Raw genomic sequence first — 19,754 nt, forward strand, 5'->3', positions numbered from 1 at the left:
GGCGGTCAGCCGTTCTGCGTCGGGTCGACGGGGCGTACGCCGAAGTGGGCGAGCATCGCCGTACAGGAGCGGCAGGGCGGCGCGTAACTGCCGTGGAGCGGGTCGCCGTCCTCGCGGATGCGGCGTGCGGTGAGCTTGCCGTGCTTGAGGGAGCGGCGGGCCTCGCCGTGGGTGAGGGGCTTGCGCTGGGCCCGCTTGGAACGGGCGCCCTCGATGGCGGCGAGGTGCCGCGACAGCAGGATGGCCTCGGGGCAGCGGCCGGTGAATCGTTCCCGCTGGCCGCTGGTGAGCGTGTCCAGGAAGTCCTGGACGAGGGGATGCAGGGCGGGCGGCTGGTCGGCCTTGCCCGCGGTGCACGTGAGATTTTCGCCACGCACGGAGAGCGCGGCGGCGACGGCGGGCAGGATCCCGTCGCGGCGCTGCCGGAGCGCGGGCGGGCGGTGCGGTTCGGTGCTGCTCCAGCTCAGTCGGGGGTCGCCGGAGGTCGTCCCGTCCGCGGTGGCGGGGCCGGCGCCGCCGGCTGCGCCCGAGGTTCCGGCGATGTCCGTGACGGCGCGGCCCGACGGTCTCCCCGGATGGGCCGGTGAGCCGAGGCGTGGATCTCCCGATGTGTCCTGTTGTGCTGTGTGCAAAGCGCTGTCCCTCCCTACGCAATCCCCACGCAATCCCCCGAGTTGCGGGGGACAGCCTGCCAAATGTGACACGTCGTGGGGAAGCCGGGGCGGTATCGGGGCGTGGCGTCTTCGCTGCGTGACCTGGGGTGACCCGTTGTCACCGGTACCCGAACGGGTGCAGCGGGAAGAGGCGGGGGCCGGCCGGAGGAGCGGCGGAGAAGGGGGCGGAGGGGCGGCCTCCCCAGTTGCTTCACCGCATAGGCTGTGTCGAACCCAGTCAGAAGCCAGCAGGGGGCATCCGCCATGACGACAGGTCGGCTCGGTCAGCAAGCCGCGCCACCGAACGCGGCCTACGCCGGGCAGGTCGTGCAATTCCCGGACCCGGTCCGGGCCTCCCGCCACCCCAGGGGTGTGCCGGTGGACGGCAACGGCTTCCCGGACTTCTCGCCGTACGCGCGTGCCGCCGCCGAGATCGCGGAGCCCCCCGAGGGTTTCGGGGTCGACGAGCTGCGGCTCACGGACTATGTGTCCGCGAACGCCGCGCTGCACGCGGACGGCCACGAACTGTGGGACACGATCCCCGCCGTGGCCACCCCGCACGGCTGGACCTGGCACCACGCGCCGGGTTCGCGCCGGCTGCTGCTGGTACCGGTGGAGGTCAAGGCGCTGCTGCGGCATCACGGCGGGCTGGCGACGACGCTGGTCGATCACGAGAAGCGCGGGACGCGTCCTCTTCAGGAGACGAGGCCGGTGCACTTCGGGCTGCCGAAGAGTTCGGTGTCGGTGACCGAGCAGCAACTGCTCGGTGTGGAGGAGGACCTCGGTTACCGGCTGCCCGGCGCGTACCGCACCTTCCTCAAGGCGGCGGGCGGCTGCGCCCCGGTGGGCGCGGCGCTGGACGCGGAGTTGGGGCTGCTGGTGGACCAGCCGTTCTTCACGGTGCGTGAAGAGGCGGCGGTCAACGACCTGTTGTACGTCAACAAGTGTCTGCGGGACCATCTGACCAAGGACTATCTGGGCGTGGCGTTCGTCCAGGGCGGCATCTTGGCGGTGAAGGTACGGGGCGAGCAGACCGGTTCGGTCTGGTTCTGCGCGTACGACGACGCACGCGACCGCGACGGCTGGAGCGTGACGGAGCGCGTGGAGCGCCTGCTGCTGCCCTGCGGTGCGGACTTCGACGCCTTCCTTATGAGGCTGGCGGGCAATCCGCCGGAGCTGGACACGGTGGCGAACCTGATGGTGGACGGCGGCTTCGCCCGCGCCGTCCCGGTGGAGGGGTGAGCGCGATGGTGACATTCGCTCAGGCGCAGGAACGCGCGGACGAGTGGGTCAACGGCGACATGCCCGCGTATCAGCACCGTGAGGTGCGGGTGCGGGAGTTCGAGCTGGGGTTCGTGGTGTGGGCGGAGGACCGGGCGGACGGTCCCCGTTCGGACGGCGGGCTTCAGCGGCTGGTGATCGCGAGGGACAGCGGGGAGGCGACGCTGTGGCCGGGGCTGCCGGTGGGTGAGGTGATCCGGCGGTACGAGGAGGAGTACGGGTCGCCGGCGCCGACCCAGGCACCGCCGAAGGCGCCGCAGCGCATTGATCTGAATCAGACGTCCTTCCTGCTGACTCCGCCGGAGTGGTTGCAGGACGCGGCGGACAGGATGGGCGTTCCAGGGGCTGCGGGCTCGTCGGGCGGCTCGGGCACGGCCGGTACGTCGGGCGCGTCGGGTGCTTCAGGGACGTCGGGTGCTTCGGGGGCTGCGCCTGTTCCCGCGCCTGCTCCTGTTCCCGCGCCTTCGGCTTCGAGTTCGGCTTCGCAGAGCAGCAGTTCGCCGGCCGGGGACACGCCCTGGGCCGGCACGGACACCAACTCCGTCGGTGAGGACGCCTCCGTGGGGCTCCCGGCGACGGTCTTCGCGCCGCCGCTGTCCGGGGCGGACGACGACGACACACCTCCGCCCGGTCTGGCCGCCGAGGCGCCGACCGCGCTGATGTCGGGCGGCAGCCAGCTGCCGCGTACGCAGCTGGCGGCGGGGCTCGGCGGCCCCGGTGCCCCCGCGGCCCCGGCTCCCGGGTCCACCGCCGGTGACATCGCCGACGCGGCGACGAGCAAGGCGACGGCGCCGCCGCGAGGCGCGCGTGGCGGTGCCTCGGCTCCGCCGCCACCTGGTGCTCCGGGGGTGCCGGGAGTGCCCGGCCCGCCCGGTCCTCCCGGTGTGCCTGGAGCCGGCGGCGGTCAGCCGCCCGGCGCTCCGGCCGGTGGGTACCAGCCGACGCAGTTCGCCCCGAACCTCGGTCCGGGTGGTCCGCAGCCTCCCGGCCCGCCTGGTCCCCCCGGCCCTCCCGGTGCGCCTGGTACACCCCCTCCTGGTGGTGTGCACCACGCGGCGACCATGTTCGCTGACCCGAGCCTGGGCGGTCAGGCGCAGCCGCCGGCCGGCCCTCGGCCGCCGGGCCCGCCCGGTGCTCCCGGCGCGCCTGGCATGCCTCCGGCTCCGCCCGGCCCGCCTGGTCCTCCCGGTGCACCTGGTGCGCCTGGTGCGCCGCCTCCCGGTGGTGTGCACCACGCGGCGACGATGTTCGCGGACCCGAGCCTGGGCGGTCAGCCGGGTGCTCCTGGGGCGCCCGGTGCTCCCGGGATGCCGCCGGGGCCCCCTGGTGCACCCGGTGCTCCTGGTACGCCGCCGCCTGGTGGCGTCCACCACGCGGCGACGATGCTGGCCGGCCCCAGTGGCGTACCGGCTCCGCCCGGCCCTCCCGGTGCGCCTCCCGGTGCCCCGCCCGGCAGCTACGGCTATCCGCAGCAGCCCACCGGGCTGCCGACGGTCGGCCCCGGCTACCAGGCCGTGCTGCGCTACCGCGCGCCCGACGGCTCCGAGGCGCAGCTCATCCGCCGCTCGGCGCCCGGCACCCCGCATCCCGAGTGGCAGATACTGCACGAGCTGCGTGCCATGAACGTGCCGCCGCAGCAGGTGCTCGAACTGCACACCGAGCTTGAGTCCTGCGAGCTGCCGGGCGGTTACTGCGCGCGGATGATCCGCGAGACCTGGCCGCAGGTGCGGATCACCAGCGTCGCCCCGTACGGGAGGGACCACTCCAGCCGACAGCAGGGCATGCAGCATCTGCTGACCCACCAGGGCGAGTTGCACCAGGTCGCGGACGGTCCGGCGCGTCCCGCGCCGGTACGGGCCCCGCTGCCGCAGGTGCCGCCCGCGCAGCCGGTTCCGCCGGAGGCGATCGCGCAGGAGCTGGCGGGCGCGTTCGGCCCGCAGGGCATCTGCCGGTTCGACCAGCGGGCGGTGTCCCGTCAGGGCGTACCGGAGATCGTGGCGCGCACGCTCGTGTGGGCGGGCCTCCCGGCCGATTTCGGCCCGTTCTTCTGGGCGCAGCCCGCGCAGCCGGTGGTGCCGACGCTGGCAGAGCTGGCGGCGCAGCGGCAGGTGCAGCCGGCGGCCGACGCGGGTTCGTACCTGGTCATGGGCAGTGACTTCGGCCGGGCGATCTGTGTCCAGTACGGCACGGCGCACATCATGGCCGTGTCGGTGGAGACGGGGCCGGGCGGTCAGACGGTCCCGCCGCAGTTCGTGAACACGGGGCTGCCGGAGTTCACGCGCTCGATGGCGCTGCTGGGTCGTATGTGGCGGCTGCGTTTCGGTCTCAATCCGGAACAGGCGGGTCGCTGGACCGTCGACTTCCAGGCACAGCTCGCCGCGATCGATCCGGCGGCCCTGTCGTCGCCGGAGAGCTGGTGGTCGGTGCTGCTGGAGCAGATGTGGGACGGGCTGCTCTGACCGTACGGGCCGGTCCGGCGGTGAGATCCGCCACGCAGAACGCGCACGAGGCGCCCTCCGTAGAACCACGGAGGGCGCCTCGGCCGTTCCGGCGCCTGGACCGGGCGGTGGCTTGAACGCGTCGGCCGCGCCTTCGGTACGGAAGCGGCGTCGGGCGAGGGGCGTCAAATGCCGCATCCTTGAGCAGGATGGACGGGTAGGGCGTTTCGTAGGGACGCCCGGCCCGTCACCGTAGGTCGGAGAGAGTCGGAGAGAGGCTTCAGGAATGGCTGCTGCACGGGCATCGGCTCACGGCTTCGACCCCGTCCGGGGCCGTGGTTACCGCCCCGAGCAGGTCGACCGGCGGGTCGCGGAGCTGTTGAGCGACCGCGAGATCGCCGAGGATCGGGAGCGGCGGCTGACGGCTCTCGCCGAGCGTCTTCAGTTGGAGGCGGAGCTGCTGCGGCAGCAGGTCGAGGCGCTGCCGCCGCAGACGTACGAGTCGCTGGGGGAGCGCGCCCAGCAGATTCTGGCCCTGGCCGCCGAGGAGGCGGACGAGGCGCGTGCCACCGGGCGGGCGAGCGCGCAGGATTCGCGGGACGAGGCGGCCGAGGCCGTCCGCCGGATCCGCGAGGCGGCCCGCGCGCACGCCGACGGGGTCGCGGCCGACGCCGACGCGTACGCGACGCGGACCCTGGACGACGCACGGGGCGTGGCCGACGAGCAGCGGACGGCCGCGCGCCGGGACGCCGAGGAGGTACGGGGCGCGGCGCTGGCCCGCTTCGACGAGATCCGGCAGCGTACGGAGGCGTTGCTCACCGAGCTGTCGCAGGAGCACGCGGAGCGGCTGGCCGCGACAGAGCGGGAGTTCGCAGGGCGCGAGGCGCAGGCGGAGGCGTACCAGACGGAGCTGGCGGCCCGCGCGGACGCCCGACTCGCGGACGCGAAGCGCGCTTTCGCGGAGACCGAGGAGAACGCCCGGCATACGCAGGAGGACGCGGTGGCGCGTGCGGAGGAGCTGGTCGCGCAGGCGCGGGCGGCTGAGGAGCGCACCGCGCGGGAGACGGAGCGGATCGTGGGGGAGCACACGGAGGTCCGCGAGGAGGTGCAGGCGCGTATGACGCACATCCGCAACAGCCTGGCGGCACTGACGGGCCGGACTCCGGCGGACGCGGAGAGCTGATCGCAGCCCCTGTCGTCCTCAGGAGGCTGTCTCAGAAGGCCGTCTTAGAAGGCCGTCTCAGGAGGCCGTCTCAGGAGGTGTCCGCCGCGGGGCCGGGGGTCTTCTGGGGCCGTACGTCCGGGGCGGCGTCCGGTGTGGGACCCGAGGTGGGGTCCGGCGCCGGGTCGCGGTGGACGGGGAAGCGGCGCGGCGCCACGAAGAGCAGCACCAGCAGGCAGAGCGCGGCGGCCACCGCCGCACCCAGGAAGACGGAGTCGACCGCCGAGTCCACCGCGCGGCGCAGGAAGTCCGCCGCGCGGTCGGTGAGGGCCCCGGGGTCGTCCAGGGCGTGCGCCACGGAGTCGAGGTCGCGCGGGAGGCCGGTGCCGGGCGCATCGGCCAGCCTGTTGGTGAGGACGCCGTTGGCCAGCGCGCCGAAGAGCGCGGCGCCCACACTCTGGCCGAGCTGGCGGCAGAACAGGATCGACGCGGTGGCCGTACCCCGCTCCGACCAGCCGACCGTTCCCTGTACGGCGATGATCAGCGGCAGTTGGAACAGCCCGAGCCCCGCCCCGAGCACCAGCATCAGCAGCGCCGGCTGCCACGCCTGCCCGGGGAAGGGCAGCAGGGGGAAGGCCAGCAGGACCAGCATCGCGCACGACATACCGGTGATCGCGGTGCGGCGGAAGCCGACGCGGTTGTAGACGCGGTCGCTGAGGGCCGCGCTGATGGGCCAGGTCAGGGTCATCGCGGAGAGGACGAAACCGGCGGCGATCGGGCCGAGGCCGAGGACGGACTGGGCGTACGTCGGCAGGAAGACCGTCGGGGCGATCATCAGCAGGCCGAGCGCGCCGAGCGCGAGGTTGACGGCGGCGATGGGGCGGCGGCGCCAGACCCAGCCGGGGATGATCGGCTCGGCCGCGCGCCGTTCGACGAGGAACGTGACGACGGCGAGGAGCGCGGTGCCGCCGAGGAGCGCGAGCGAGGGCGCGGAGAGCCAGGGCCAGGCGACACCGCCCTGGACGAGGGCGGTGACCAGGAGCGTGCCGGTGGCGAAGACGGCGAGTGCGCCCGCCCAGTCGACACGGGGGCGCGGACCTCGCTTCGTACGCGCGGGGGCCGAGGCCTCGCGTCCCGGCTCGTGGAGGTGGCGGACGGTGAGGTGGAGCGCGAGCGCGCCCACCGGCAGATTGATCAGGAAGATCCAGCGCCAGTCCGCGTACCCCGCGAGCAGTCCGCCGATCGCGGGCCCGGCGATGGAGGACGTGGCCCAGACGGTGGAGAGCTTGGCCTGGATCTTGGGGCGTTCCTTGAGGGGGTAGAGGTCGGCGGCGATGGTCTGCACCGTGCCCTGGATCGCGCCGCCCCCGAGGCCCTGGACGACGCGGAACGCGATCAGGGACCCCATGTTCCACGCGGTGGCGCAGAGGACCGAGCCGATGAGGAAGAGGATGATGCCCGCGATCAGGACGGGCTTGCGGCCGAAGGTGTCGGAGAGTTTTCCGTAGACAGGGAGCGTGACCGTCGCGGCGAGCAGATAGCCGGAGAAGAGCCAGGAGAAGACCGAGAAGCCGCCGAGGTCACCGACGATCTGCGGGACGGCGGTGGAGAGGATCGTGCCGTCCAGCGCGGCCAGCGCCATGCCGAGCATCAGGGCGGCGACGACGGGTCCGCGACGGGGCCCGGGTATGACGGTCACGAGATCCCTTCCCTATGCAGGTATTTCCCTGGGACACCATCTCACTTGACTCTCCCGTCGCGGCAGGGTGCAGGGTTCCTTCCCGGAGGCGAGGCGGCGGAGCCCGGAGGCGAACCCTCAGAGGCGCTCCACCTGAGGGTGGAGTCCCCTTAGGTGGTTCTCCCTACTTCCGGCCAGGGCCGGTTCGTCCCGCTGGAGGAGGAGAAGAGGGGGGCCCGTTCCTTAAGTTGGTCCTACACCGCAGGGGGCCGGTCGGGGGGCCGGGCGGTGAGGGAGGGGACGGGCCCGAGGGGGGCTACGGGGGCTACCACCAGGAAATCCTGAGGAAAACCACAGGGGAAGTGTGCGCTTTTCCCCAGCGCGCCGGGGGGACTCGGGCGGGCAGACTCAAGGCAAGTCAGAACCGGCGAGGCTTCCACGCCACACCGAGCCACACCGGGCCGCACCACACCACGCGACACGACACGACACGGCACGGCACGGCACCACGCCACGTCGCGTTCGTAGCAGCAGCAGCAGCAGCAGCACCACCACCCACCAAGCATCGGCGCGAGGCGCGCACGTGCCTCTCGACGCCTGAATATCGACGGACTTAGGAGATTTACCGTGACAACGGCTGTAACCATCCCCAAGCACGGGGGCACGGGAGGGCGTTTGGCCGTCGCCGCGCGAGCGCGGCAGGTCGTCAAGGCCTACGGCTCCGGGGAGACCCGGATCGTCGCGCTCGACCATGTCGATGTGGACATCGCCCGTGGGCAGTTCACCGCGATCATGGGCCCGTCGGGCTCCGGCAAGTCGACGCTGATGCACTGCCTCGCCGGGCTCGACACCGTGTCCTCGGGGGAGATCTATCTCGACGAGACCGAGATCACGAAGCTCAAGGACAAGAAGCTCACGCAGCTGCGCAGGGACCGGGTCGGCTTCATCTTCCAGGCCTACAACCTGCTGCCGACGCTCAACGCCCTGGAGAACATCACGCTGCCCATGGACATAGCGGGCCGTAAGCCCGACCGGCAGTGGCTCCAGCGGGTCGTGGAGACCGTCGGTCTCGCCGACCGCCTCAAGCACCGGCCCACCCAGCTCTCCGGCGGCCAGCAGCAGCGCGTGGCCGTCGCCCGCGCGCTCGCCGCCCGCCCCGAGATCATCTTCGGTGACGAGCCGACCGGAAATCTGGACTCGCGGGCCGGCGCCGAGGTGCTGAGCTTCCTGCGCAGGTCCGTCGACGAGCTGGGGCAGACCATGGTCATGGTCACGCACGACCCGGTCGCCGCGTCCTACGCGGACCGGGTGCTGTATCTCGCGGACGGCCGGATCGTGGACGAGATGCGCAACCCGACCGCCGAGCAGGTCCTCGACCGTATGAAGAACTTCGACGCGCGGGGGCGGACGTCGTGACCGTCGTCAAGACCTCTCTGCGCAACTTCCTCGCGCACAAGGGACGTATGGCGCTCTCCGCCGTCGCCGTCCTGCTGTCGGTGGCGTTCGTCTCCGGGACGCTCGTCTTCACCGACACCATGAACACCACGTTCGACAAGCTCTTCGCCGCGACGTCGTCCGATGTCACCGTCAGCCCCAAGGGCGCGGCGGCGGCCGACGAGACACCGTCGCAGACCGGCAAGCCCGAGTCGCTGCCCGCCTCCGTCGTCGGCCGCGTCGAGAAGTCCCCGGGCGTCAAGTCCGCCGAGGGCGCGGTCAGCAGCATGAGCGTCACGGTCGTCGACGCCGACAACAAGAACGTCGGCGCGTCCAGCGGCGCCCCGACGATCGCGGGCAACTGGACCGCCAACGACCTCAAGTCGATGGAGATCACATCCGGGCACGCCCCGCGCGGTCCCACCGAGGTCATGGTCGACGCCGACACCGCCGACAAGCACGGCTTGAAGCTCGGCGACGAACTGCGCACCATCGTGGTCACGGGCGACCTCAAGGCGAAGATCGTCGGTATCGCAACCTTCAAGGTGACCAACCCCGGCGCCGCGGTCGTCTACTTCGACACCGCGACCGCCCAGCGCGGACTCCTCGGTGAGACCGGCCTGTTCACCCAGATCAACGTGGTGGCCGACCAGGGCGTGAGCGACGCCCGGCTGAAGGCGGACCTCGCGGGATCGCTCGGGGGCACGTACAAGCTCCAGACGCAGAAGGAGACGGCGGACGCGAGCCGCGACAGCGTCGGTTCGTTCCTCGACGTGATGAAGTACGCGATGCTCGGCTTCGCCGGGATCGCCTTCCTCGTCGGCATCTTCCTGATCGTCAACACCTTCTCCATGCTGGTCGCCCAGCGGACCCGGGAGATCGGCCTCATGCGGGCCATCGGGTCCAGCCGTAAGCAGGTCAACCGCTCGGTGCTGCTGGAGGCCGTTCTGCTCGGCATCGTCGGCTCCGTCGCCGGTGTCGCGGCGGGCGTCGGACTGGCCGTCGGGCTGATGGAACTGATGTCGTCCATGGGCATGGAGCTGTCCACCCAGGACCTCACGGTGAAGTGGACGACGCCCGCGATCGGGCTGGCGCTCGGAGTGATCGTCACCGTCCTCGCCGCGTACATACCGGCCCGCAGGGCCGGGAAGATCTCGCCGATGGCGGCGCTGCGGGACGCCGGTACGCCGGCCGACGGCCGCGCCGGGCGGATCCGGGGCGCGATCGGCCTGATCCTCACCGGCGGTGGTGTCGCCGCGCTCCTCGTCTCCACCGGGGCCGAGAAGGCGAGCGAGGGCTCCCTGTTCCTCGGTCTGGGTGTGGTGTTCACGCTCATCGGCTTCGTCGTCGTCGGTCCGCTGCTCGCCGGATTCTTCGTCAAGGTCCTGAGCGCGGTCGTGCTGCGGGTCTTCGGCCCCGTCGGCCGGATGGCCGAGCGCAACGCGCTGCGCAACCCGCGGCGTACGGGAGCCACGGGCGCGGCCCTGATGATCGGTCTGGCGCTGGTGGCGTGCCTGTCGGTGGTCGGTTCGTCGATGGTCGCGTCCGCGACGGACGAGCTGGACAAGACGGTCGGCGCCGACTTCATCGTCCAGTCCAACACCGGTCAGCCGATCGTGCCGCAGGCCCAGAAGGCGCTGGAGAAGGCGCCGGACATCAAGCACGTCACCGAGTACAAGCTGATCGAGGCGGAGCTGACCACGCCCGACGGGAAGACCGCCGACGAGGAACTGGCGGCGGCCGACCCGACGTACGCGCAGGATCTGCGCCGCGAGACCGTCGCGGGTGAGCTGTCCGCCGCGTACGACAAGAACTCGATGTCCGTCGGCGATGTCTTCGCCAAGGAGCACGACGTCAAGGTGGGGGACGAACTGACCGTCGCCTTCAAGGGCGGTGAGAGCGCGAAGCTCAAGGTCGCCGCGATCACCTCGGACGACGTGTCGGTGGACAAGGGCGCCAAATACATATCCATCGAGACGGCCGGGGCGTATCTGACCCCCGAGAAGATGCCGAAGAACATCATCATGTTCGCGGCGGCCGACGACGGCAAGGAGAAGGAGGCGTACGCGGCGCTGAAGGACTCGATGTCGGCGTACCCCCAGTACAAGGTCCAGGACCAGACGGACTTCAAGCAGGATCTGAAGGACCAGATCGGCCAGTTGCTCAACATCGTCTACGGTCTGCTCGGACTGGCGATCATCGTCGCGGTGCTGGGAGTGGTGAACACCCTCGCGCTGTCGGTCGTCGAGCGGACCAGGGAGATCGGACTGCTGCGGGCCATCGGCCTGTCGCGCCGTCAACTGCGCCGCATGATCCGCCTGGAGTCGGTGGTCATCGCCCTCTTCGGAGCACTGCTCGGCCTCGGTCTGGGCATGGGCTGGGGCACGGCGGCCCAGCAACTCCTCGCCCTGGAGGGCCTGGAGGTCCTGGAGATCCCCTGGCCGACGATCGTCGGGGTGTTCGTGGCCTCGGCCTTCGTGGGACTGTTCGCCGCGCTGGTCCCGGCCTTCCGGGCCGGCCGGATGAACGTGCTGAACGCGATCGCCACGGACTAGGGCGGGGCAGGTGCAGGACCGGCCCGGAGCAGTCCGGGCCGGTCCGGGCCGGGCTGCTCCGGACCGGCCCGGTGCAGGATCGGCCGGACGTTGGCCGATAGTCGGCCAACGTAGATTTTCGGCTCCGGTGGGCGTCCTCCACGCCCACCGGGGCCGATCTCGTTCGCCCAGGTCAGAGCGGCGCTGACAACAAGCTGCGCGCGTAGATGCAGCAAGCTGACAAGGCCCGGCCCCCCATTTCGAGACACCCGCTGCCATCGTCTGTCCCACCGGAAGCGATCCGGACCGACGGAACGATTCAACAGGGGGAATTGTGCTCGGTGTACCGCACTGCAACTCCAAGAAGATCACGGCCCGTTCGCGCACCGCTCGTACCGCACGTACCGCGCTCGTCCTTGGTTTCTGTACGGCCGCACTGACCCTGTCCGCCGGGGCCGCCTCCGCCGCCGCGCCCGTCGACGGAGACACCGTCGTCACGAGCAAGCTTGTCAACGGCTGGGACTGAGGCGTAGCCGGTGCGGTTTCAGCTCCTCGGGCCGCTCAGCATCACGGACGGCTCCGACACCGTCGTACTCCAGCCGTCCAAACCCACCATTCTCCTCGCCTCACTGCTTCTGCACGCGAATACCGTCGTCTCCGCCGACTATTTGCAGCGGACCATGTGGGGCGAGGAACAGCCGGCCACCTCCCGGGCCGCGCTCCAGACGTGTGTGCTGCGGCTGCGCCGGCTGTTCACCAAGCACGGCGTGACCGAGACACCCATCGAGGCCGTGCCCGGCGGTTACCGGATCACGGCCGGGCCCCGGCATCTCGATCTGATCGGCTTCCGGGAAGAGGTACGGCGCGCCGAGGAGACAGCCGATCCGGAGAGCGAACTGCACGTGCTCAAAGGGGCGTTGTCGCTGTGGGAGGGCTCCGTCCTGGCCAATGTCCGCTCCGACGTACTGCACCGCGACGAAGTCCCCCGGCTCGTCGAGGAGCGGCTGCGGACCCTGGAGCGCGCCTGCGACCTCAAGTTGCGGCTCGGCCGCTGCGGCGAGGCACTGGTGGAGCTGTGGAGCGCCAGCCGGGCGCACCCCGGCCATGAGCGGTTCCGCGAACAGCTCATCGAGGCCCTGTACCGCACGGGCCGGCAGACCGAGGCGCTGGCCGAGTACCGGCTGGTCAAGGACTATCTGCACGACGAGTTGGGCGTGGATCCCTCGCCCGCGCTGCGCCGGCTGGAGATGGCGATCCTGCGCGGCGAGGACCTGGGTCCCGCCGAGGACCGGCACCCGGCCGGTCCGGCGTACGTCTCCGGCATCGGCGGTGGCGGCAGCGGCGGCAGCGGTGGCGGCGCTCACGAGGAGCACCACCCGGCAGCCGCCGCAGTCCAGGCGCCCACGCCCGCGCCCACACCCGCCGCGAAGGCGATGGTGGGGCCGGTCGCGGCCGTGCACTCCTTCACCGGGCGCACCGCCGAGACGGCCGCGCTGCGGGAGCGGCTGACCGCGCCCGGCGACGACCCCGTCACCCTCCTGGTGTCCGGGGCGCCCGGTATCGGCAAGTCCGCACTCGCCCGGCACCTCGCCCACCAGGTCAAGGACGCTTTCCCCGGGGGCCTGTTCATGGTGCGGATGGTCGCCCCGGACGGTACGCCACGCAGCCCCGAGGACGCGGCGGCCGAGGTCGCCGGGGCCCTGCGCGACCAGGTACCCGGCGAACGCGTCCTGCTGCTGCTGGACGACGTGGTCGACGCCGAGCAGGTCAGGCCGCTCCTGCCGGCCGGTACCGAAGGCGCGGCGATCGTCACCAGCCGGCGCGGCCTCGCCGGTCTCGTCGCCACCCACGGCGGCTGGGTGCTGCGGCTCGGCACCTTCACCGAGGAGGAGTCGTACGCGCTGCTGCTCGCCGTCCTCGGCGCCGAACGCGTCGACGCGGAACCAGAGGCGGCCCGCAGCCTCGCCGAGGCCTGCGGCCACCACCCGCTCGCCCTGCGCATCATGTCCGCCCGGCTGCTCACCCGGCCCGCGCTGCGGCTGGCCGACTCCGTCAGCTGGCTGGCGGAGGACCCGCTGGCACGGCTCTCGCTCGCCGACTCACCCGAGTTGTCGGTGCACCGCGTGCTCGGCGGGGCGCTCGACCGGCTCGACCCCCGCCTCGCCGACGCCTTCCTGAAGGTCGCCGCGCAGATCCCCGACCACTTCACGGCCGAGGACGGCGTGCGCGTGCTCGGCATGTCCCCCGCCGAGGCGGACGACGTACTGGACCGGCTCGCCGACGCCGGACTGCTGGAAGAAGGGCCGCCCGGCCCGTACCGGGTGCACGAACTGCTCCGTGTGTACGCGCGCAGAACCGCGCCGTATCGATCCCGACCGATACAGAAGGTGTGAATCCCATGGCGACAGAAGCGACTCCGACGGCCGTCGCGCCTCCTGCCGCACAGGCCGCACAGACCGCACAGGCCGCACCAGCCGGGCAGGGCGTACCGGTCACACAGGCCGCACCGGCCGCACCGGCCGCACCGGCCGGGCAGGGCGCGGAGAGCGCGAAGACCGCCGTGTCCGCCTTCGACGCCCTGGCCGGCACCAGGCCCCGGGTCCGCAGGGACGTGCTCTTCACCGAGACACCCGGCGGGGTCCTCTTCCACAACGCCGACGGCGGTTTCCACCTCACCGGCCGCACCGCGTACCGCTTCGCCTCGCTGATGGTGCCGCACCTCGCGGGCCACCACCGGCTCGCCGACATCTGCCAGGGTTTCGGCCCCGCGCAGCAGGCCATGGCCGCCGAACTGGTCAAGACGCTGTACGAGCGCGGCTTCGCCCGTGACATCCCCGACGACGAGACCACCACCTCCCCGGGCCCCGGCACCCCCGGCGCCACCCGCACCCCCGTCCCCGGCACCCTCCCCGACCCGATCCCCCTCACCGACGCGGTCACCACGCGATTCGCCGCCCAGATCGCGTACGCCGACCACTACGCCGACGGCGCCCTCGCCCGCTTCCGCCGCTACCGCACCACCCGCGTCGCGATCCTCGGCACCGGCCCGGTCGCCCGCTGGTGCGCGCTCAGCCTCGTCCGCAACGGCGGCGGTCATCTCGCCGTCGAAGGCGACGTCCGCACCGACCCGCCCCTGCTCGCCGAGATCGCCGAACTGGCCGCCCAGGACTGCCCGGTGACCGTCGACGGCCTCCCCGCCGCTCCCGGCTGGACCGCGCTCGACGGCTACGACATCGTCGTCGTGACCGGCGCCGACGCCTCGGCCCGCACCCACGCCCTGCTGTCGGCGGGCGTACCGGACGGCACCACTGTCATCCCCGCCTGGACGTTCGGCCGCAGGTCGGTCACCGGGCCGCTCAGCAAGGCCGGTTCGACCGGCTGCTGGTCCTGCGCGGTGCTGCGCCTCGGCGGCAACACCGACGCCGGCACGGCCGCCGACATCTGGAGCGAGGTCGCGGGCGGAGCCACCGCCCGCGCCGCCGGGGTCTCCCCGCTGACCGGCCCCGTCGCCGCGATGTCCGGCAATCTCCTCGGTTACGAGATCTTCCGCCTCACCACGGGTGTCCTGCCCGCCGAGACCGACGGACAGGTCCTCGTCCAGGACCTCGAATCGCTCGACGTCATGGCCGAGCCCGTCCAGCCCCACCCGCGCTGCGCGCTGTGCGCGCCGGCCGCAAGTACCCCTCGCCCCGCCCTCCCCGGCGGACTGAGCCTCCCCATCACCCCGACGGTGGAGAGCGCGGGCGAGGCGGAAGCACTGGTCGAAGGGCTCAACCGGATCAGTACGGCGCTGGTGCGCCCCTTCACCGGCGTCTTCAGCCGCTACGACGACGAGAGCCTGACCCAGACCCCCCTCAAGATCAGCCGTGTCGAACTCGCCGTCGGCCACGGACCGCGCCGGCGGATCGCCGCCTTCGACGTGCACCACCTGGCGGGCGCGAGGCTGCGGGCGCTGTACGCGGCGGCCGAGACCTACGTCGACCACATCGTGCCGGTGACCCCCGAGCCCCCGGCGCCGGACGACGACGGCATCGCCGCGCTCGCCCCCGACCGGCTGACCACGGGCAGCGGCACCGGCGCGGGCGCCGAGACGGTCGGCGCCTGGGTGACCGCGCTGTCGCTGCTCACCAAGGAGCCCGTGCGGGTACCGGCCGCCGCCGTACGGCCGTTCGGCCCGTACAACGCCGGACGCCTCCACCAGCCGACCACCGCGGGCGCGGGCGCGGGCCCCGGCCCACAGGAGGCGGCGGGGCGCGGTCTGCTGTCGGCGCTCGCGCACGGCGCGCTGCTGCGTGCGGTACGCGGCGAGGCGCGCGGCGCGCTCGTCACCTCCCCGGCGGCGGGCGAGCCGGACGCCGACCCGGAGCTGGTGTTCCTGCTCAAGTCCGTCCCGAACGTGGGGATACGGGCCGAACTCGTCGACCTCGGCGAACAGGAGCACTCCGGCGCCCATGTCGTCCTGGCCCGCGAGACCGGCGGCACGGGAGGAGCGGCAGCGGGAGCCGGCTCCGGCACGGCCACGGGCGCGGGCATGGAAGGACACGGGCGCTGGGCCGTCGCCGCCGGGCTCTCCCGTACCGCCGCCGCCTGCGCCGCGCTGCGCGATCTGCTCGGCCAGGTGCAGCTCGCCGCCGAGGACCCGGCCGATCCCGTCGACACCGGCGACCCGCTGATGGGTGAACTCGCCGCCGCCACGGTGCTGTTGACCGCCGAGCCGGTGGCCGCCGACGCGACGGCCACCACCTTCGACGCGGTCCTCGACCGGCTGCGCGCGGCCGGCCGCGATGTGCTGTACGTCGCCACCACCCCGGCCGACCTGCCTGCCGGAGGCATCAGCACCGCACGCGTCCTGCTCACCAAGGGCCGCGCCGGAGCGGAGGGTATGCCCGATGCGGGCTGAGCCCTGGGAGCGGTCCGCCGCCGACCTCGCCGCGCTGATACGCCGCACCCTCGACACGCACGCGACCCCCGCCCTCGCGCTCGATGTCGCGCCCCTCGGCGTCCGTGACGCGTTCACGGACGCGCGGGACACGGCGAACGCAGAGGGCAAGTCGGACACGCGCGACACTGCGGACGCGGAAGACCCGGCTGACCCGGCTGACCCGCGGGTCGTACGCGACGCCGTGCCCGTACGGTTCTACGGCCGGCACGCCGTCGTCGGCCCCTTCCCCGGCGACGAGCCCCACCGCCCCTGCGTCCGCTGTCTCGCCCGCCGCTGGCAGGGCGTGCGCTCCGTCGCGCTGCGCGAGGCCCTGGAGCTGGGCTCCGGCACCAGGGCCGCCGGGGAGTCGCCGTACATCACCCCGTTCACCGCCGACGCCCTCGCCGGGATCGTCGCGGCAAGACTCGCCGGGCAGGGGCCGCGGACCGGCTCCTTCCCGGCGGTCCACCTCGTGGACCTCGAAACCCTCCGGGTCCGGCACTACCCCCTCGTGCCGGACCCGGAGTGCCCCCGCTGCGGGCGGGACGAGGAGGACACCGCCGAGGCGGCGGTCCTCACCCTGAACCCCGCGCCCAAGCACAGGCCGGGCAGCTTCCGGCTCCGCGACATCAGCGCGTACGAGCTGCCCGTGGAGCCGTACGCCAACCCGGTCTGCGGCTCCCTCGGCCCGTCCGTCGTACAGGACATCTCCTCCGCGTCGACCTCGGCGACCATCGGCTGCTTCTCGATGCGCTCCGGCGACTATCTGCGTGAGACGTTCTGGGGCGGCCACGCCGACACCTTCGCGCAGAGCGTGCGCATCGGTGTGCTGGAGGGACTTGAGCGGTACGCCGGGATGCGCTCGCGCGCCAAGACGGCCGGCGTGCACGGCTCCCTCAACGGGCTGCGGGCGGCCGGGGAACGCACCCTGGACCCGCGTGAGGTCGGCCTGTACTCCGCGGAGTTCCACCGCGCCAACCCGCGCGTCACGCCCTTCCACCCCGACCGTGAACTCCCCTGGGTCTGGGGCTACTCGCTCCGCGACCACCAGCCCGTTCTCGTCCCGGAAGTGCTGACGTACTACCACGCGCCGGGCCTGGAGAACCGGTTCGTGCAGGAGAGTTCCAACGGCTGCGCCTCCGGCGGCTGTATGGAGGAGGCCGTGTACTTCGGCCTCATGGAGGTCGTGGAACGCGACGCCTTCCTGCTCACCTGGTACGGCAAGGCCGCCCTCCCCGAACTCGACCCGCGCACCAGCACCCGCGCCGCCACCCGGCAGATGGTCGACCGGCTGGAGATGTACGGGTACGAGGCCCGCTTCTTCGACACCCGGATCAGCTTCCCCATCCCCGTCATCACCGGTGTCGCCGTCCGCCCCGACGGCGGCAGCGGCCGGATGTGCTTCGGCGCGGGCGCCGGGCTCGACCCGGAGTCCGCCCTGTCCGGGGCGCTCTGCGAGATCGCCACGGACGCCGTGAACCTCCGGGGCCGCACCGAGCGGGACGAGGCCCGGCTGCGCGCCATGGCCACCGACTACGACAAGGTCGCCGCGCTGCACGACCATCCGCTCGCCTACGGCATCCCGGAGATGGGGAACAACGCCCACTTCCTGATCGGCGAGCCGGGCGCCCCCCGGCCGCGCAAGCGCCCGCTGGCCGAGGCGTACGGCGACGGGTCGCTGCCGCCCGTCTCCGACGATCTGCGCGACGACCTCACCCGGTGTGTGAGTGCGGTGACGGACAAGGGATTCGACGTGGTCGTCGTCGACCAGACCATGCCCGAACAGCGCGACCTCGGACTGACGACGGTCTCCGTCATCGTCCCCGGCCTACTGCCCATCGACTTCGGCTGGACCCGGCAGCGCGCGCTCGGCATGCCCCGGCTGCGCACCGCCCTGCGCGAGGCGGGCCTGCGCGAACACGACCTGACCGACGCCGATCTGAACCTCGCGCCGCACCCGTTCCCCTGAGAGGAGCACCACCGTGGGCTACGCCCATGACTACGCCGCCGCGATCATGCAGCGGGGCCGGGTCCCGATGCCACCGGTCGACTATGTGCCGAACTGGTCCGACGGGCCGCGCAAGGCGAAGTACTACCCGGGGGTCGACAGCCTGCCGCTGCCCGTCGCCGGCTATCCGGCGGACGCGAGCCTGGACCGCGCCTTCGGCGGCGCCGGTGTGACGGCGGAGGGCGGGTTCGACCTCACCTCGCTCTCCGGGATGCTCCTCGACTCGTACGGACTGACGGGCCGGCGGCTCGGCGTGCAGGCCAACACCGACCTGAGCGCCCTGCCCTTCTACCCGCTCGCCAACTGGTCGCGCGGCTCCGCCTCCGGCGGCGGCCTCTACCCCGTGAGCGTCTACTGGGTCTCCGGGCCGGGTGGTCCCGTCACGCCCGGCGTGCACTACTACTCGACCCGCCACCACACCATGCAGCGCCTGCTCACCGGCGACGTCTCCGGCGAGGTGCGCGAAGCGCTGGGCGGATACGGGGCGGACACCGACCAGTATCTGGTCCTGGGTATCAAGTACTGGCAGAACTCCTTCAAGTACAACAGCTTCTCCTTCCACGCCGTGAGCATGGATCTGGGCGCCGCCGTGCAGACATGGCGGATGTGGGCGGGGGCGCGCGGGCTGTCCGTCGAACCGGCGATGTGGTTCGACGAGGCACGGCTCCAGAAGCTGCTCGGCGTACGGGGCGAGGAGGAGGGCGTGTTCGCCGTCGTCCCGCTCAAGTGGGCCGGTGCGCAAGCCGGTTCGGGTTCGGGTGCCGGTGCGGGTGCCGGTTCACCGGCCGGGCCGGGCCCGGGGAACGTCTCCGTACGCCACCGGGACATCGAGCGCTCACGGGAGGTCTTCACCTTCGACGCGCTGCTGAGGATGCAGGCGGCGACCTCCGAGCACGCCGCCGAGCGGCCCGCTCCCGGCGCGCTCGCCCCGGCCGCCGCGCCCCCGGCCAACCCGGACCTGCCCCGCGCACCGCTGCCCGCCGCCCTGCCCATGCCCGGCGATGTACGGACCGTACTGCGCCGCCGTCGCAGCAGCTTCGGCCGTTTCGACGCGAGCCGGCCGGTCACCGGCGAGCAACTGGCGGCCTGCCTCGCCGCGGCCTGCGCGGGCGCACGCCTCGGCGGCGACACGGGCACGGGTACGGGGCCGGGTGCGGGGGACGGCGTACGGCTCGCCAAGCTGTACGCGTTCGTCAACCACGTCGAGGGCCTGGAGCCCGGCGCGTACGAGTACGACCCCGACGCCCACGAGCTGCGGCTGGTCAAGGCGGGCCGCCCCGGCGAGTTCCTCCAGCGCAACTACTTCCTCTCCAACTACAACCTGGAGCAGGCCGGCGCCGTACTGGTCCCCACCGTCCGAACCTCCGCCGTCCTCGACGCCGTCGGCGACCGCGGCTACCGGCTCGTCAACGCCACCATCGGCGCCGTCGCGCAGTCCGCCTACACCGCGTGCAGCGCGCTCGACCTGGGCTGTGGCGTCGCCCTCGGCTTCGACAACGTCTCGTACATCGAGGAGTTGGGGCTCGACGCCACCGGCGAGGCCCCACTCCTGATCATGATGATCGGCAACGAGCGGCCCGCCCCCGCCGACTTCCGGTACGAGATCGCCTGAGCCGATGAACTACTCCAAGGGAACAGGGATGCC

The 19,754-nt window shown here is 72.5% G+C and carries 13 protein-coding genes; 10 read left to right on the plus strand and 3 right to left on the minus strand.

Annotated features, from left to right (window positions below):
• Nucleotides 1–5: 5 nt before the first annotated feature.
• Entirely contained in the window at nt 6–542 is a 537-nt protein-coding gene (locus ACFYNU_RS09065; protein ID WP_356584574.1) for a YwqJ-related putative deaminase, read from the minus strand.
• 375 nt (nt 543–917) lie between these two features.
• Between ACFYNU_RS09065 and ACFYNU_RS09070 the strand changes: the two genes are divergently transcribed.
• Nucleotides 918–1,895, plus strand: a complete 978-nt coding sequence (locus ACFYNU_RS09070; protein ID WP_356584450.1) for an SMI1/KNR4 family protein — start codon at nt 918–920, stop codon at nt 1,893–1,895.
• Nucleotides 1,896–2,058: 163 nt separating this feature from the next.
• On the opposite strand, the gene ACFYNU_RS09075 is transcribed toward ACFYNU_RS09070, so the two are convergent.
• On the minus strand, nt 2,059–2,199 hold the full coding sequence (locus ACFYNU_RS09075) for a hypothetical protein (RefSeq protein ID WP_388765724.1): 141 nt from the start codon (nt 2,197–2,199) through the stop codon (nt 2,059–2,061).
• 64 nt (nt 2,200–2,263) lie between these two features.
• On the opposite strand from ACFYNU_RS09075, the gene ACFYNU_RS09080 reads away from it, so the two are divergent.
• Both ACFYNU_RS09080 and ACFYNU_RS09085 read left to right on the plus strand, forming a co-directional pair.
• Complete coding sequence (locus tag ACFYNU_RS09080; RefSeq protein ID WP_388765710.1) at nt 2,264–4,393, plus strand: SUKH-4 family immunity protein; 2,130 nt, start codon at nt 2,264–2,266, stop codon at nt 4,391–4,393.
• Between the two features lie 265 nt (nt 4,394–4,658).
• On the plus strand, nt 4,659–5,555 hold the full coding sequence (locus ACFYNU_RS09085; RefSeq protein ID WP_356584452.1) for a cellulose-binding protein: 897 nt from the start codon (nt 4,659–4,661) through the stop codon (nt 5,553–5,555).
• Between the two features lie 70 nt (nt 5,556–5,625).
• Here the strand turns inward: ACFYNU_RS09085 and ACFYNU_RS09090 are convergent, their stop codons facing one another.
• The gene (locus tag ACFYNU_RS09090) at nt 5,626–7,185 is read right to left on the minus strand and encodes an MDR family MFS transporter (protein ID WP_356584575.1); all 1,560 of its coding nucleotides are present in this window, start codon (nt 7,183–7,185) and stop codon (nt 5,626–5,628) included.
• A 654-nt stretch (nt 7,186–7,839) separates the two neighbouring features.
• Between ACFYNU_RS09090 and ACFYNU_RS09095 the strand changes: the two genes are divergently transcribed.
• From ACFYNU_RS09095 to ACFYNU_RS09125, 7 genes are all read left to right on the plus strand, one after another.
• Entirely contained in the window at nt 7,840–8,628 is a 789-nt protein-coding gene (locus ACFYNU_RS09095) for an ABC transporter ATP-binding protein (protein ID WP_356584453.1), read from the plus strand.
• Nucleotides 8,625–11,201 carry an FtsX-like permease family protein gene (locus tag ACFYNU_RS09100; protein ID WP_356584454.1) on the plus strand — a complete coding sequence of 859 codons (2,577 nt, stop codon included), beginning with the start codon at nt 8,625–8,627 and terminating at the stop codon, nt 11,199–11,201. The genes ACFYNU_RS09095 and ACFYNU_RS09100 overlap by 4 nt, the downstream gene beginning before the upstream one ends.
• Before the next feature lie 313 nt (nt 11,202–11,514).
• On the plus strand, nt 11,515–11,706 hold the full coding sequence (locus tag ACFYNU_RS09105; protein ID WP_356584455.1) for a hypothetical protein: 192 nt from the start codon (nt 11,515–11,517) through the stop codon (nt 11,704–11,706).
• Between the two features lie 10 nt (nt 11,707–11,716).
• Nucleotides 11,717–13,573 (plus strand): BTAD domain-containing putative transcriptional regulator, encoded by a 1,857-nt coding sequence (locus tag ACFYNU_RS09110; RefSeq protein WP_356584456.1) that lies wholly within the window; start codon nt 11,717–11,719, stop codon nt 13,571–13,573.
• Between the two features lie 5 nt (nt 13,574–13,578).
• Nucleotides 13,579–16,080, plus strand: a complete 2,502-nt coding sequence (locus ACFYNU_RS09115; RefSeq protein WP_356584457.1) for a TOMM precursor leader peptide-binding protein — start codon at nt 13,579–13,581, stop codon at nt 16,078–16,080.
• Nucleotides 16,070–18,070 (plus strand): TOMM precursor leader peptide-binding protein, encoded by a 2,001-nt coding sequence (locus ACFYNU_RS09120; RefSeq protein ID WP_356584458.1) that lies wholly within the window; start codon nt 16,070–16,072, stop codon nt 18,068–18,070. The genes ACFYNU_RS09115 and ACFYNU_RS09120 overlap by 11 nt, the downstream gene beginning before the upstream one ends.
• A gap of 13 nt (nt 18,071–18,083) precedes the next feature.
• Entirely contained in the window at nt 18,084–19,721 is a 1,638-nt protein-coding gene (locus ACFYNU_RS09125) for a nitroreductase family protein (RefSeq protein WP_356584459.1), read from the plus strand.
• Nucleotides 19,722–19,754 lie beyond the last annotated feature (33 nt).

It is taken from the genome of Streptomyces sp. NPDC006643 (assembly GCF_042870175.1).
Taxonomy (GTDB): Bacteria; Actinomycetota; Actinomycetes; order Streptomycetales; family Streptomycetaceae; genus Streptomyces.